Consider the following 14,470-nt stretch of genomic DNA (forward strand, 5'->3'; position numbering starts at 1 on the left):
GGTGCGCCCGCGGGGCCGGCAGGGTAGGTTTGGCGGCATGGCCGCCGCGTTCGCACCCGCCTGCGGGGTGACGCGCTGGCTCATGCGGACGGCCGCGGCGCTGGCGATGACCGCCTTCACGGCCGCGATCCTCGCGCTCAGCGCCGGTGCGGCGCCGCCGGGATCGGCCATCGTGGATCCGGCCGGCGCGCCGGACCACTCGCCGGCAGTCGTCCTGGCCGGCCCCCCGCTCACCGTCGGGCCGGTCGCCCCGGCCGGCGGCGCCGTCCGGCCGGCGAACGTGACGCTCGCCGCCGCGGCCGCCCGGGACCTCGACACCGCGCCGATCACGACCGTCGCCGCCGACCCGGCCGCGGCGCCGGCCCCGGTGCTCGACGCCGCCGCTCCGGCCGGCATCGCCCCGGTCCGGCACACCGCCGGCACGACGTCGCCGAACGTCCACGGCGAACGCGCCCCACCCACTCGCTGAGGCGTACCGGCCCGACCCCGCTCGGTCCCCGCCCGCTGCCGCCGCGGACCCGGCCCTCCCGCCGGTCCCGGCCTTCGTGGATGACCACCGGGATGACCACCGCCAACCGCCGGTCCGGTACGCCCGTCGTGCGCCCCGCCCCGTCCCGCGCTCGATCGCCCCCGAGGTGCCCCCATGAAGACCGTCCTGTCCCTCGTCCTGCCCGACATGCCGCGCGCGGCTGCCATCTGGATCGTTCTCCTGCTGCTCGGCCTGGCCGCGATGGTCGCCCTGGTCGTCCAACCCGCCCGGTCGCGCCGGGCCGAGGCGGCCGACGAACCGGTTCCGCTCGACGACGAGCAGCAGGACCTGCTGCGCTACGCCGACGAGGTGGCCGTGGCGGCCGACCGGGCGGCCGCGACCGCCCGGCAGGCCCGGGAGGCGTGGTCGGCGGCCCAGGACGAGGTCGAGTCCGCCTGGCAGGCGTACCGGGCCGCGGAGAAGGCGCTGGAACCGGTCCGCGCGGCGGCCGCGCTGCCGGCCCCGTGCACCCCGCAGACCCCGGCCGAGTACGCCGACCGCGAGCGGTACCTGCACCGCGCGGTGATCGCCGCACACTGGCGGGGCGAGCTGTCGGTGAGCCGGCTCACCGACGCGCTCGCGCACCGGGCCGGCTGGGACCCGCGACTGCATCCCTTCGACCAGGAACGGCACCTGCTCCAGGTCATCCGGGACGACCTGCTGGCCGGGCACCAGGCGGCGGCCGAGCGGGAGCGCGCGGCGTGGCAGCAGGCCGAGCGGTCGGCCGAGGCCGCCCGCAGCCTGCGGGCCGAGGCGGCCCGCGCCACGGCGCGGGCCACCCGCCCGGCGCGCGGCGGGGACCTGATGGCGGAGCTGCTGGCCACGGCGGCGCCGGAGCCGACCGCGGGTACGCCGTCCGGGCCGGTGGGTGCACCGTCCGGGCCGGCCGGTACGTCCCGCCCGGCGGCGGGCCGGCTGCGTGCCGCGCGGGCCGGCTGACCCCTGTGCGGCGCGGCTGCGCGCCGCGCGGGCCGGCTGACCCCTGTGCGGCGCGGCTGCGTGCCGCGCGGGCCGGCTGACCCCTGTGCGGCGCGGCTGCGTGCCGCGCGGGCCGGCTGACTCCTGCGCGGCGCGGCTGCGCGTCGCGCCGGCCGGCCGACTCTGCGTGCGGCGGCGGTCGGCGCCCGGTCAGCCGCCGCTGGCCGCCGGGGAGGCCGTGCCGCGCAGCACCGGCAGCACGGGCGAACTGCCGAGCACCCGGCGGTCGGCGTCCAGCGCGTCGGCGGCCAGATAGGCCGGGACGTCCGGGATGGGCAGGGCGGTCTCGAACCCGGTCCGGTCGACCTCGGCCAGCATGCCCAACGAACCGGGCTGCGCTCCGCCGCGGACCCTCCAGCGCCGCACGTCGGTGGCGCCGTTCCAACTCGCGTACACGGTCGCGGCCGGTCCGTCCAGGTTCACCGCCACGGCGGGCGGCTCGGGCGGCGTACCCGACCAGGCGAACCGGTAGGCGCGGTAGGAGACGTTGTCGGCCGGCAGGTTGCCGGCGAACCGCACCGTTCCGTCGGCCGCGTGCTCCGAGAAGTACGGCCGGGCGCCCCACCCGATGAACGACGCATCGCCGGTCAGCTCCTGCAGGTTGCCCTGACTGGCCGCGAGCAGCCGGTCCGGATGCAGCATCTGCCGGACCAGGGTGGCGGTCCGGGCCTGCTCGTCGACGTCCAGTACCAGGCCACGGGACCAGGTGGCGTCCTCGGTGATCCCCGCCCCGTTGTCGAACAGCCCGATCGTGCCGTCGTGGCGCAGCCGCACGTCGTGCTGCCAGGAGAACGCCGCGTCCGTGTCGAGCTGGAAGTCGCTGCGGGGCCCGCCGAGCCGCCAGCGGATCCGGCCGGTGGCCCGTTCGATCTTGTACACCGTCCAGGTGTGCCGGGCGGACACCAACAGGTCACCGTCCCGGTCCACCGCCACGGCGTTGGCGTGGAAGAAGTCGTACGGCGATCCGGCCCGCTCGCCGCCGGGCAGTGGCGCCCGCGACTCGGCCAGTTCCACGTGCTCCAGCGCCCGCCACCGCCACAGGGTGCGGCCGGTCTCCAGGTCCACCTCCTGAAGGACGGCGTCGTAGACGGCGCCGGCGGCCGGCCCGCCGAGCGCGGACAGGTCGGCATCGACCGCCGGGCAGGTGAAGAAGAGCGCCGTGCCCTGCTCGGTGAGCACGAGTTCGTGCTGGTCGGCGGGCTCGCCGCCGGCTCCGCGCAGGCGGTGCAGCTCCCGGTAGGAGGTGTCCGCGATGACGAACTCGCCGGCGCCGATCCCGAGGGTGTGGTCGATGATCCCTTCCCACCAGGTGAGCACCGGGGCGTCGTTCAGGTGCTGCATCCGTGCGTCCGTGGCCACCTCGGCCGGCGCGGCAACCTGCCGGAACCAGACCGGGTCGCCGGACGCGTCCACGATCAGCGGGCCGCGCCCACCGGCGCCGGCGGCCGGGGTGAGGAAGACCAGACCACCGTCGCTGCCCGCACCGGTCGTGATGGTCACCACCGGCACGGACAGGTCGGGTCGGGAGACGTACCGGTGCAGTGGTGGAGTGTCCGCTGCCGGCCCCTCGGCGCTCGGGTTGCCGCGTTGGCCGAGCAGGTAGCCGGTGCCGCCACCGACCGCGGCCGCCGCCACGGCGCCGCCGCCGGCCAACAACCGCCGCCGGCTCAGGCGCGGTCGGCTCGGGCGCTGTCGGTCCGGCGGATCCGGTGGCCCGCCACGGGCGCTCCGCCGATCAGCCGGGGGGTCGGCCGGGGCGTGCTCGCTCATTCCGAAGAGACTGCCCCGTGCAACTGGGCATCAACCACAAGATTTGCTGTGTGTTTCTTGGGAGTCCGGGACGAGCCCGTCGTCCGGTGCCACCCCGGGGTTGACGGGACGGCGGCGGTGCCGGTCCGCCGCCGTCCCGCCAGCGGGGGTGGTCAGGCGACCCCGACGGGCCGGAACTGGACGCTGACCCGTGGGCCGACCGGGCGGGCGGTCTTCGGAACCGCGTGCTCCCAGGTGCGTTGGCAGGATCCGCCCATCACCACCAGATCGCCGTGGCCGAGCAGGAAGCGCCGGCTCTCCCCACCGCCACGCGGCCGTAGCAGCAGGGGGCGCGGTGCGCCGAACGAGACGATCGCGACCATGGTGTCCAGATAGGCCGACCGGCCGCGGGTGTCGCCGTGCCAGGCGACGCTGTCCCGCCCGTCGCGGTAGAGACACAGGCCGGCGGTGACGAACGGCTCGCCCAACTCGCGCAGGTAGTGCTCGGTGAGCCGGTTGCGCGCGTCGGTGAGCACGGGATGGGGCAGCCGGTCGCGGCCGTCATACCAGCACAGAAGCCGGGGAACGGCCACGTCGTTGTCGTACATCGTGCGCCGTTCGGCCCGCCACGGGACGTCGCTGAGCAGGGTGCGCAGCACCGCGTCGGAGCCGCGGACCCAGCCGGCCAGGTGGTCGACCCAGGCGCCGTCGGTGAGCTCGTGGCGGCGGACCCGGCCGGCCAGCCAACCCAGCCGGGCGCCGCGCTCGTCGTCGAGGTCGAGCATCGAGGGTTGGTACGCCAGGGAGGTCATGCGGATCACCCTACCCCGGCTTTCGAACTTGTGTTCGACGAATCGCCGGACCGTCCGGTAGGTCGGCATCCGCGGCGCGGGTGTGGTCGCGGCCGCTGGTCGGGGTGCCGTGCGCGGTGTCGCGCGAGGGTGTGACGGGTCCTTTCGATCGGAAATGCGATTGCCGGTACGAAGGGAACGGTCGTACGGTTATCGGGCAGGTTCAACCGTTGGGGAAAGCGGGGGGCGCACGATGTGGTGCGGATGGACGAGCGGTTCGCCCGCTCCGGCCGTCGATCGGTCCGACGTGGCTCGGCACGCCTCTGGGCTGCTCGGATTGGCGGCCTGGGTGGCGGTGGAGGTCGGGTAGCCAGCGCCCGCCGCCAACCGCGAGCCGCCCGTCCGTACGCACGGAGGGCGGCTTTTTGGGTATCTAAAAATTGAACATAGTCAATTGTTGAGCCTCGCGGGGGGAACGGGGGGAGCCGGGCCGGGAAACAGGGTGGGGCAGCCCGTTCCCGGTCCGGTTCGCGGGCGCCGCCGGGTGTGGGGTCAGGCCGGCCTGATGTACGACAGGGCGGCCCCGACCACCTCACCGAGCGGCCGGTCGGGGTGGTCCATCCAGTGCTGGATCGCGGTGCGCAGCGCGTTGAGGAAGGTGGCGGCCAGGACCCGGGACCGGAGCGTGGCGTCCGGCCGGCCCGGCATCCGGTGCAGCAGCTCGGTGGCCAGGTCCCGCTCGACGGCGCCGTACATGGAGATCTGCTGTGCGGCCAGGCCGGGATGGTTGCCGACGAGCCGGCGCCGGGTGAACCACTCCGGTTCCCGTGCGGCCTCGGCGGCGAGCCGCTCGGCGGCGTGCCGGAGTGCCGTCCACGGCTCCTCGCTCTGCGGCCGGCTCCGGACCAAGTCGATCACCGAGCGCAGCCGGACCAGGTCGGCGTGCAGCAGCGCCTCCTCCTTGCTGGCGAAGTAGTTGGAGAAGGTCCGCCGGGACACCTCCGCGGCGTCGGCTATCGCCTCCACGGTCACCCGGTCCAGGCCCTGCTCGATGGCCAGTCGAAGCGCGGCCTCGTGCAGCGCCTGCCGGGTGGCGGCCTTCTTGCGCTCCCGTAGCCCGAGCCTGTCGTCCACGTCGGCAGTCTAGAGCCGAGGTGACGGTGTTCTCACTGAGCAAACTTGCACAGCAGGCAAGTTTGTGGAAACTTGTGTGAGGCAACCAAGTTTCCGAGGAGGCGGCGTGGCCAACCCCAGCACCGCGGCCCAGGCGGAACTGGTCGACCGCATGCGCGACCTCACCCGGCTCGCCCGCCAGGTCCGGCAGCGCCGCACCGGGGCCAGCACCGCCGTACCCGGCGGCACGCTCGAAACCCTCGCCCACCTCGGCCAGATCGTGGACCGACCAGCCGGCTGCCACGCCAAGGAACTGGCCGTCGTCGCCGGCCTCGACCCGTCCACCGTGAGCCGGGCGGTGGCAGCGCTCGTCGCCGACGGCCTCGTCGAGCGCCACCCCGACCCGGCCGACCGGCGAGCCAGCGTGCTGGTCCTCACCGAAACCGGCCGGGCCGCGCTGGCCGCGGCCCAGCGCTGGTACGGCGACCTGCTCGACCGGGCACTCGCCGGCTGGCGACCCGAGGAGATCGACAACCTCACCCGGGCGCTCCACCGGCTCACCACGGACATCCACCAAGCCCTCGAAGACGAACCCCGAATCCCCGACCTGGAGGCCGCGCGATGAGCGCCCCGACCGCAACCACCACCGCGCAGCACGCGGAGCCGATGAGCCACCGGCAGATCCTGGAGGCGCTCAGCGGCCTGCTGCTGGTGCTCTTCGTCGCCCTGCTCAGCAGCACCGTGGTCTCCACCGCGCTGCCCCGGATCATCGGGGCGCTGCACGGCTCGCAGACCCAGTACACCTGGGTGGTCACCGCGACCCTGCTCACCGCCACCGCGACCACCCCCATCTGGGGCAAGCTGGCCGACCTGTTCAACAAGAAGGCGCTCGTCCAGATCTCCATCGTGGTCTTCGTCCTCGGCTCCGCCGTGGCCGGACTCAGCCAGAGCGCCGGACAGCTCATCGCGGCCCGCGCCTTCCAGGGCATCGGCGTCGGCGGCCTGCAGGCCCTGGTCCAGGTCGCCATCGCCGCGATGATCCCGCCCCGGGAACGCGGCAGGTACAACGGCTACCTCGGCGGGGTGATGGCACTGGCCACCGTGGGCGGCCCGCTGCTGGGCGGCCTCATCGTGGACACCTCCTGGCTCGGCTGGCGCTGGTGCTTCTTCGTCGGCGTCCCGGTCGCCATCGTCGCGCTGATCGTGCTCCAGGCCACCCTGCACCTGCCCACCATCCGCCGGGACAACGTGAAGATCGACTACCTGGGCGCCAGCCTGATCGCCGCGGGCGTGAGCGTGCTGCTCATCTGGGTCTCCTTCGTCGACAACTCGTTCGACTGGTTCTCCTGGCAGACCGCCGCCATGGTGGGCGCCTCGCTGCTCCTGCTCGCCCTCGCCGTACTCGTCGAATCCCGCGCGGCCGAACCCGTCGTACCCCTGAAGATCGTCCGCGAACGCACCACCGCGCTGGCCATCCTGGCGAGCGTCGCGGTCGGCATGGCGATGTTCGGCGGCGCCGTCTTCCTCGGCCAGTACTTCCAGATCGGCCGCGGCTACAGCCCGACCGAGGCCGGCCTGCTCACCATCCCGCTGATGGCCGGCGTACTGGGCGCCTCCATCGTCGCCGGCCAACTGATCACCCGTACCGGCCGGATCAGGCCGTACATCATCACCGGCCTGGTCGTCCTGGCCGCCGGCTTCGCGATGCTCGGCACCATCGACCACCAGACCTCACTGGTCTACGTCGGCGCCGGCATGTTCCTGGTCGGCGTGGGCGTCGGCATGAGCATGCAGAACCTGGTGCTGGCCGTCCAGAACACGGTGGCGCTGCGCGACATCGGCGCGGCCAGTTCGACCGTGGCGTTCTTCCGCTCCCTCGGCGGCGCCATGGGCGTATCCGTGCTCGGCGCCGTGCTCGCCCACCGGGTCACCGACCGGATCACCCACGACCTGAGCGCCGCCGGCATCCCCGCCGACGGATCCAGCGGCGGTGGCACGCTGGACCTCGCCTCCCTGCCGGCACCGATCGCGCAGATCGTGCGCTCCGCGTACGGCGACGCCACCGGCCACATCTTCCTGATCTCGGCCGCCATCGCGGTGCTGGGTCTGCTGGCCGCGCTCCTGTTCAAGCCGGTCACCCTGCGTACCAGCCTTGACCTGCCGGACGCGACCGCGGCGGCCGGCGAGGCCGCCGGGGCGGTGGGCGGCGCGCCGGTCCCGGAACCGGCCCCGGAACCGGCCGCGGGTTCGACGCCGGGTTCGACCCCGGGTTCGACCCCGGACGAGGCGTCGGACGGGGTCCCGGGTGGGGCCGGTACCGGAGTCGACGGCCGGGCCGCGACCGGGAGCGCACCCCGCCGGTAGCGGTGCGGGGCACGCCGGTCGGGATCCTGGATCTTGCATCCGGCGGGATGCAAAATCCAAGATCTCGATGTGATGTCGGCCGGCGGCATGCCGAAGCCCGCGCAGGCCACGCCCGGTACCCTGGCAGCGACGGGCCGCTAGCTCAATGGCAGAGCTGTGGACTTTTAATCCATAGGTTCGGGGTTCGAGTCCCCGGCGGCCCACCAGGTTTGGCATTGCGCGAACCGGATCCGGTTCGTTGCCGTCGCCGGGGGACGTAGCAGATGTTGCCGCGTCCACCGGGACGTGCTCGTCGCGGGGTAGCCGGAATACCGGGATGGTCTCGTCGCCGATGATGCGGATCTGGGCGATCAGTTCCTCGATGATGGCCTTGCGCTCGGGTGAGTCGCCGTTGGTGATCACGTGTTCGAGGCGGGCTCGGGTCTTCGCGAGGGTGCTGGGTGACGGTGCGACGGGTTCGTCGCTGGTCAGGTCGGTGATCTCGTCCCGCAGCTCCGCGGCCAACGCTGCCGCCGTACCCTCGCGGTCGTTCGCCGTGCCCGTAGCGGCGAGCGGTGCAGTACCGCGGGCATCGCGGGGGGCCCGGTGCCGGAGTTGGTAGACAAGGTGCTCACCTGGTCAAGCCTGCCAGCATTCGCCCGAAGTGGGTAGCGGCCGGACCCGGGCCCGAAAGTGCCACCACCTGTGATGTCGCTGTTCGGCCGACGATTCGCGCGCGGCTTGCCATCCCGAAAGGGCATGGCAGGAACGGCTGGGCACAGTGCCGATCGGATCCCGCAACAGGACGAGGAGATTGACGAGGCCGCCTAAACGGCTGGCTCGCGGCGGCATCAGGAAGTCGGGAACGGGTGGGTGGAGCTGCCGCTGTCTCCGGCAATTGCAGTGATCCGTCGGGCCTCTGCGAGGATCTCGTTGTCGAGGTCCTGTTCAGTCATGTCGATGTACTCAAGAGTGTCGTACACGTCATCGAGGTCCACGAGGCGTTCGGCGATGGGAAGCCGGTCGTGGCCGATGGTGGAGTGCGCCCACGTGGCGAGGTCCATCGGTGACATCCGGCCGGCCAGCACACGTGAGGCCATGATGCTGAGGGCGGCTTCAAGCCCGGCATCGCTGCCCGCCGGATAGTGTCTGAGCCCCACATCGTCCAGAGCGGCCTCCAGCAGGTCGGGAACCTCCTCGTCCGCGTTGCGCGCGTGCACACCGGCGAGCATGGCAAGGTTCATCCCGTCGAAGCCGGCGACCAGCAGCTCGCAGCCGAGGCTGACGAGTTCGGCTGCGGTGACCTGGCCGACGCTCCACAACGCGACGGCCTCCTGGATCCGGACGAGAGCGGGATCGCGTTGCATCCGCTCATCGTGGATCACCGCGTGCTGGACGGCACCATCATTTCCGGGCTGCCCACACGATTCGCACAGCGAGCGGGTATGGCCGTCCCGAGGCTCACGCCCCGGGTCAGACTGCCGTCGATTCGCGATGTGCGCCGGGCGGCCCGTCTGCGTGCTACTGCTCGGTCTGGACTATGGCCTCCTCGGGTACCTCGTTGTGGACGAGGAGCCGGACGAGTTGATCGAGGAGATCGTCGAGGTCGCTTCGACTGGTCAGGTCGAAGTGCTTGTTGACGATCCTGTCGTCGCGCAGGCGCACGGTTTCCAGCTCCGCCTCACCGGTGCTCCAGATCATGATCTGAACCAGCCACGCTGCGGACTCCAGCTCGGCGCGGACGACAGGCTTGCCGTGATTCGGCTGGGCAGGGAACGCTCGCCAGGACATGGCCAGCCCGGACCAGATCTCGGCGCGCTCGTCCAAGGCCGATGCGAGCGTCTGCAAGGGGAAGGTCACGACGGCGACTGTCGCATACTCCCCGTTACGCAATGGTGCCAGTTGCGTGCGCTCGCCGGTCAGCATCACTGTCACGGACGGGGATACACCGCTCTGATAGTTTCCGTCGATCATGGCCGTTACCGCAGACCGTCCGATCATGTTTCTCGACGTCGACGGCGTGCTGATCCCGTTCCGCGCCCGGCCGACCGAGCCCACCTCGGCTGAGCGATACGCAGCCCCGCCAGCCGACGATGACGAAGGCAATCCGCTGCTGGGGCGGCTCGACCCGGAGGACGGGCACCGGCTTCGGTCGCTGGGGTGCTGGCTGGTGTGGGCGACCACCTGGATGTCGGACGCGAACGAGCAGGTCGCGCCGCGGCTCGGGCTGCCGGAACTACCCGTGGTCGACTTCCCTGATGATGACGACGAGCCCGAACACGGACTGCACTGGAAGACGCCGTTCCTCATCCGGTGGGCGGCCGGGCGAACATTCGTCTGGCTCGACGACGAGATCACCGACACTGACCGGCGATGGGTTCATGCCCACCATGAGGGGCGAGCGCTGTTGCACCGGGCTGATCCGGCCGTCGGCGTCACTCCTAACGACTTCGAGGTGATCCGCCGATGGCTGGCCGAGACGTCAGCAGCGGTCGCCGCGTCGTGAGGTAGTCCGCACGCCGTCGCCCGCGACCGGTCACCAGTCGCGCCACGCATCGGTCAGCTCGCTGCGGTGACGGTCGCGGCGGGCGGTCAGCGCCGCCACGTCCACGCCGGCGTCGGTCAGGACCGTGTCGACGTACTCGGCGAGTTGCTCGCGTTCGCCGGTCTCGATCGCGCCGCATGGCTCGTCGGCGGTGTTGAGCCCGACCACGACCGTCTCGACAGCGGTCCAGATCGCCTCGTCCGAGGAGGCCGTGTCGAGGGCGGCGACGTCCCGCTCGTAGGCGGCCAGGACGGTGTCGACCGCGGCGGTGAACGCCGGGGGCCACAGGTGAATCGCATACGCGTTGGCTGGTGCCAAGGTGCCAAGGTGCCGGCGGTGACGGCGGCCTCCTGCTCGGCGACCTTGCTCTGCCAGCCCATGGTGGGTCTCTTGATCATGCCTCGCAGGGTAGGAGCTGGCTATGACAGTTTCTCCCGGCAGTTCGAAACTCGCTGCTGGAGGCGGTGGTCGGCCGGACGCACCCACGGTGAGGGTGCGAACTGAGGTCTCAGCGGGGTTCTTTCGGCGGGGTGAACGGCGCGTGATTGTCGGGCTATGTAGAAGTTCCGGGAGGAGGCGCCGATGACCATCTCCTCTTCCACAATCCGCCGACGAACGGCCTCGTCGCCCGCTGGGAGACGGATCGGCTACAGCGCATGGGGTTTCCTGACCGCTGGAGTCCTGGACACTCCGGACGGGTCGCGTGCCTACCACCGTGCGGTGATCGACGCTCTCCAAGACGCCGGGAACGAGATCGTGCTGCTGCAGGCCGACCGGGACCGGTGGGAGGCAGGCGTCGACTTGGACGACCGATACCGGTTCGCCGCCGGGTTGCCGGAGCTGGATGCGGTGGTGTTTGAGTGGCGGTGGCCGTTGGCGGGCCGGAACACCACCGAGTGTTGCTGCTGCCGGAGCGCTATCGCACGGTCGGGCATCAGACGTCACGGCTGTTCGAGGCCGTGACCCAGGGTTGCCTGCCGTAGACCCCGACCGACACGGTGACCGCCGGCCGGTTCACACCACCGGAGCTGCACGTCCGCGACGGCGGCGAGGTCGTCGAGAAGCTGCACTGGTTGCAGTCGATCGCCGGGACGCCGGCCCACCGGGATCTGATCCGCGCGTGCCTGCGCCTGTTGGAGCCGTATCGGCTCAGCACCCAGATCGCGGTCCTGCTCGACACCTTGCACACGCTCGGCGCGCCGGTAAGGAGATCACGATGACTCTCACCCCGACGACGTTCGACACCTTCGGCGATGCGTACGTGGCGGTGCTGCGCCGCATTCACGATCAGCCGGAGTACGACACCCGAGGTCGCGGCAACGACGCCGTCATCGGCCTGCTGTGCGACACCTTCTCGTTCACCATGGTCCAGGAACTGGCCGCCCGGCGACTCGGTGTCGATGTCGGTACCTACACCCACCATGTCGGCTCGATGCACATCAACGTCCTCGACATCGCCAAGGTCGAGGCGATCCTGGCCGAAGCCGACCGTACAACGGCTCCGACGTTCCCCCGCTCGCCGATGCCGGACACCTCGCCGGAGGAGTTGGCCACCGTGCTGTGGTGGGAGCAGGCTCTCCGGGCGGGCGGTACGACATTGACCGCCGAGGCGACCACCCGGATTCCGGTGCCCGACTACTGGCGGCAGGTGCTGCTGCTGTTCGAGGCCCACCGGCAGATCCGGCACACCGGCGACCCGATCACCGCCGACATCACCGCAGCCCTGACCGCGGGCAACCGGTGGCTGATGGCCGCCCGCTGGCCCGACCGGATCGGCGCACCGTGAACCCCGACGGCTGGCGCTGGTGGACAGTGATCCTGCTCAAACCCGACTGCCTCGCCCGTGACCTGCTCGGCCCGGTCCTGACCGCCGTCGAGCAGGAACTACAGGTGGTCGACGTCTGCTGCGTCTTCCCCACCGAGGAAGAGATCTTCACCCACTACGCCGACATCCTGCCGCTGTCCACGCAGCTCGGCCGGGATGTGCCCGCCGAACTGCGGCGCATCTACGTCGGCCGGCAGGCCGCCGTCGCCCTCGGCTACGGCCTCGACGCCGCGCCGCGGCTTCGGCCCGACCGGCCCGGCCGCCGCCGGACCGGACACCATCCGCGGCCAGTTCGCCGCCGACAGCCTCGAGAAGGCGATAGCCGAAGGCCGCCTGATCGACAACCTCATCCACAGCTCCGACAGCACCGAGGTCGTGCCCCGCGACTTCGGCATCTGGTACGGCCCGGCCAAGAAACACCTGCTCCGCGCCCCGCACACCGTGAACGGAGACCCTCGATGACCATCATCCCGGACCTCGACAGCGGCCCGAGAACACTGCGCTTCATGCCGGACGCGCTGAAGGCCGGCCTGGATCCGTACATGGCGCAGTACGTCGGCTACCGCAAGAGCGGCCTGTCGCTCAACCACATCATCGGCTGCCCGCTGGACTGCGGGTACTGCGTACGCCACTTCTGGGGCAACTTCGACGTCAGACAGCCCCAACTGCTCGTCCCCACCGAGCAGGCGATCGAGGACCTGATCGGTCACGAGGCGTTCCAGCCGCACGTCACCCCGATCCAGCTGTTCAACAAGGCCACGACCCGTTCCTGCCCGGCGTCAAACCGCACCTGTTCCAGGTCCTGAATAGTCTCGACGCGCGCGGCCTAACCACCCCAGAATCTCTGGAGGCGATGCTGGTCAGCCAGAAAGTCGACCACCGGGCGTTCTTTGCCGGATTGCAAGCCGTCGTGGTCGACGAGGTCCACGCCTTCGCCGGCGACGACCGAGGCTGGCACCTGCTGGCCGTTTTGGAGCGGCTCACCCACCTGATCGGCCGACCAGTACAACGGGTCGGGCTATCCGCGACCGTGGGTAACCCGGACAGGCTCCTGACCTGGCTGCAAGGTTCGGGCGCCGGTACCCGGCCGGCCCGCGTCGTCGCGCCAGACCTGCCCGTCCTCGTACCGGGAGAACCTGCTCCCGCTGTGCCGCCCGGAGAGATCGAGCTCGACTACGTCGGCTCCCTCCAGAACGCCGCCAAGATCATCGCTAGCCTTCACGCCGGGGAGAAGCGCCTGGTCTTCTGCGAGTCCCGGCAAGCGGTCGAAGAACTCGGCAGCCTGCTGCGAGGCAAAGGCATCACCACGTTCCTGTCGCATGCCTCGCTCTCCGCCGACGAGCGACGCCGCTCGGAGGAAGCGTTCGCCGAAGCCCGCGACTGCGTCATCGTCTCCACCAGCACCCTGGAACTCGGCATCGACGTCGGCGACCTCGACCGCGTCATCCAAATCGACACACCAGCGACCGTGGCATCGTTCCTCCAGCGCCTCGGCCGCACCGGGCGCCGGCCCGGCAACATCCGCAACTGCCTGTTCCTCGCCCGCGACGGCGACGCCCTGCTCGAAGCCGCAGCCCTACTCCTGCTCTGGGGCCGCGGCTGGGTGGAGCCCGTCATCGCCCCACCCGAACCCCGGCACATCGCCGCACAACAGATTCTCGCGCTCTGCCTGCAGGAACACCGAGCAGGAGATCAGACATGGCCGCAGTGGTGGAACGGACTCGCCCCGTTCGACCGCAGCGCCGACCCGATCCTCCGCCACCTGATCGACCAGGGCTACCTGGACAGCGACGGCGGCATGCTCTTCATCGGACCCGAAGCCGAACGGCGCTTCGGCCACCGGCACTTCATGACCATGACCGCCGTCTTCACCAAAGCACCCGAATTCACCGTCCTCGTCGGCCGCGAAGAACTGGGCCGCGTCGACCCCGCCCTGCTCACCGAAGAGGTCCAGGGCGACCGACGACTCCTGCTCAACGGACGCAGCTGGCGCGTCACCTACATCGACTGGCGCCGCCGCCGCTTCCGCGAATCCGCCGACGGCGGCGGCAAAGCCCGCTGGACAACCGGCGGCTGGTCAGGCCTCGGCTTCGAGCTGACTCGTGCCATGCGCGAGGTACTGCTCGGTGCCGACCCGCCGGTGAAACTCACCCGCCGAGCCATCGACCGCCTTGCACAGGTGCGTGAGGACGAGTCCTCGCTGGTGCGCCCCGGCGGCAGCGTCATCCTGCGCGACCACCGCGGCGACGACCTCAGATGGTGGACTTGGGCAGGCTTCCGCGCGAACGCCACACTCGCCGCAACCCTCACCGAAGTCGTCGACCCGATCCAGCGCTTCGACGACCGGCACGTCAGGCTTCGAGAGAACATCACTCCCTCCGAATGGCGGGCCCTTATCGCCGATGCCGACGAGCGACTCTGCTTACCCGAGGTCAACAAGAAGGCACTTGACGGACTCAAGTTCAGCCAGGCCTTACCGGAACGGCTGGCGATGGCCACGCTCGCTGCTCGACTTGCCGACCTTGATGGCGCCGAGACCGTACTCCGCGAATCGGTACGATTTGTGCATACGTAACGGCGAAGCCCGAGAATCGGTG

Annotated in this window: 17 protein-coding genes and 1 tRNA gene; 12 read left to right on the forward strand and 6 right to left on the reverse strand. The window is 71.1% G+C overall.

What is annotated here, in order from left to right; translation table 11 throughout:
* Positions 1 to 37 precede the first annotated feature (37 nt).
* Entirely contained in the window at positions 38 to 469 is a 432-nt protein-coding gene (locus tag CIK06_RS01280; RefSeq protein WP_095563265.1) for a hypothetical protein, read from the forward strand.
* Between the two features lie 174 nt (positions 470 to 643).
* Positions 644 to 1,468, forward strand: coding sequence for a hypothetical protein (locus CIK06_RS01285; protein ID WP_095563266.1), 825 nt, complete (start codon positions 644 to 646; stop codon positions 1,466 to 1,468).
* A 189-nt stretch (positions 1,469 to 1,657) separates the two neighbouring features.
* Here the strand turns inward: CIK06_RS01285 and CIK06_RS01290 are convergent, their stop codons facing one another.
* The 3 genes from CIK06_RS01290 to CIK06_RS01300 all read right to left on the reverse strand — a co-directional run bounded on the left by CIK06_RS01290 (position 1,658) and on the right by CIK06_RS01300 (position 5,181).
* Positions 1,658 to 3,163, reverse strand: coding sequence for an arylsulfotransferase family protein (locus tag CIK06_RS01290; RefSeq protein ID WP_232533946.1), 1,506 nt, complete (start codon positions 3,161 to 3,163; stop codon positions 1,658 to 1,660).
* 266 nt (positions 3,164 to 3,429) lie between these two features.
* On the reverse strand, positions 3,430 to 4,068 hold the full coding sequence (locus CIK06_RS01295) for an alpha-ketoglutarate-dependent dioxygenase AlkB (RefSeq protein ID WP_095567475.1): 639 nt from the start codon (positions 4,066 to 4,068) through the stop codon (positions 3,430 to 3,432).
* Between the two features lie 531 nt (positions 4,069 to 4,599).
* Complete coding sequence (locus tag CIK06_RS01300) at positions 4,600 to 5,181, reverse strand: TetR/AcrR family transcriptional regulator (protein WP_095563268.1); 582 nt, start codon at positions 5,179 to 5,181, stop codon at positions 4,600 to 4,602.
* Positions 5,182 to 5,287: 106 nt separating this feature from the next.
* Here CIK06_RS01300 and CIK06_RS01305 point away from each other — a divergent pair, with 106 nt between their 5' ends.
* The 3 genes from CIK06_RS01305 to CIK06_RS01315 all read left to right on the forward strand — a co-directional run bounded on the left by CIK06_RS01305 (position 5,288) and on the right by CIK06_RS01315 (position 7,730).
* The gene (locus tag CIK06_RS01305; protein ID WP_198348064.1) at positions 5,288 to 5,785 is read left to right on the forward strand and encodes a MarR family winged helix-turn-helix transcriptional regulator; all 498 of its coding nucleotides are present in this window, start codon (positions 5,288 to 5,290) and stop codon (positions 5,783 to 5,785) included.
* A complete protein-coding gene (locus tag CIK06_RS01310; RefSeq protein WP_095563269.1) occupies positions 5,782 to 7,524 on the forward strand; it encodes an MDR family MFS transporter in 1,743 nt (580 codons plus the stop codon). Before CIK06_RS01305 ends, CIK06_RS01310 begins: the two co-directional genes overlap by 4 nt.
* Before the next feature lie 131 nt (positions 7,525 to 7,655).
* Positions 7,656 to 7,730 (forward strand) — tRNA-Lys (locus CIK06_RS01315).
* Positions 7,731 to 8,354: 624 nt separating this feature from the next.
* Here the strand turns inward: CIK06_RS01315 and CIK06_RS01320 are convergent.
* Entirely contained in the window at positions 8,355 to 8,870 is a 516-nt protein-coding gene (locus tag CIK06_RS01320) for a hypothetical protein (RefSeq protein WP_157756559.1), read from the reverse strand.
* Positions 8,871 to 9,024: 154 nt separating this feature from the next.
* On the reverse strand, positions 9,025 to 9,477 hold the full coding sequence (locus CIK06_RS01325) for a hypothetical protein (RefSeq protein WP_095563271.1): 453 nt from the start codon (positions 9,475 to 9,477) through the stop codon (positions 9,025 to 9,027).
* On the opposite strand from CIK06_RS01325, the gene CIK06_RS01330 reads away from it, so the two are divergent.
* Positions 9,476 to 10,009, forward strand: a complete 534-nt coding sequence (locus CIK06_RS01330; RefSeq protein ID WP_095563272.1) for an HAD domain-containing protein — start codon at positions 9,476 to 9,478, stop codon at positions 10,007 to 10,009. The genes CIK06_RS01325 and CIK06_RS01330 overlap by 2 nt on opposite strands.
* Positions 10,010 to 10,039: 30 nt before the next feature.
* Here the strand turns inward: CIK06_RS01330 and CIK06_RS01335 are convergent, their stop codons facing one another.
* The gene (locus CIK06_RS01335) at positions 10,040 to 10,366 is read right to left on the reverse strand and encodes a hypothetical protein (RefSeq protein WP_232533948.1); all 327 of its coding nucleotides are present in this window, start codon (positions 10,364 to 10,366) and stop codon (positions 10,040 to 10,042) included.
* A 264-nt stretch (positions 10,367 to 10,630) separates the two neighbouring features.
* On the opposite strand from CIK06_RS01335, the gene CIK06_RS32240 reads away from it, so the two are divergent.
* The 6 genes from CIK06_RS32240 (at position 10,631) to CIK06_RS01360 (ending at position 14,448) form a co-directional block, all read left to right on the forward strand.
* A complete protein-coding gene (locus CIK06_RS32240) occupies positions 10,631 to 11,011 on the forward strand; it encodes a hypothetical protein (RefSeq protein WP_369916068.1) in 381 nt (126 codons plus the stop codon).
* A 35-nt stretch (positions 11,012 to 11,046) separates the two neighbouring features.
* A complete protein-coding gene (locus tag CIK06_RS32245; protein ID WP_369916070.1) occupies positions 11,047 to 11,268 on the forward strand; it encodes a hypothetical protein in 222 nt (73 codons plus the stop codon).
* On the forward strand, positions 11,265 to 11,834 hold the full coding sequence (locus CIK06_RS01345; RefSeq protein ID WP_095563273.1) for a hypothetical protein: 570 nt from the start codon (positions 11,265 to 11,267) through the stop codon (positions 11,832 to 11,834). The genes CIK06_RS32245 and CIK06_RS01345 overlap by 4 nt, the downstream gene beginning before the upstream one ends.
* Before the next feature lie 195 nt (positions 11,835 to 12,029).
* Positions 12,030 to 12,335: a nucleoside-diphosphate kinase gene (locus CIK06_RS30440; protein ID WP_232533949.1), complete on the forward strand. Its 306-nt coding sequence runs from the start codon at positions 12,030 to 12,032 to the stop codon at positions 12,333 to 12,335.
* A complete protein-coding gene (locus CIK06_RS01355; RefSeq protein ID WP_232533950.1) occupies positions 12,332 to 12,679 on the forward strand; it encodes a hypothetical protein in 348 nt (115 codons plus the stop codon). Before CIK06_RS30440 ends, CIK06_RS01355 begins: the two co-directional genes overlap by 4 nt.
* Positions 12,680 to 12,726: 47 nt before the next feature.
* A complete protein-coding gene (locus tag CIK06_RS01360; RefSeq protein WP_198348256.1) occupies positions 12,727 to 14,448 on the forward strand; it encodes a helicase-related protein in 1,722 nt (573 codons plus the stop codon).
* The last annotated feature ends 22 nt before the right edge of the window (positions 14,449 to 14,470 follow it).

Origin of the sequence: Plantactinospora sp. KBS50, from assembly GCF_002285795.1 — a bacterium.
Classification (GTDB): domain Bacteria; phylum Actinomycetota; class Actinomycetes; order Mycobacteriales; family Micromonosporaceae; genus KBS50.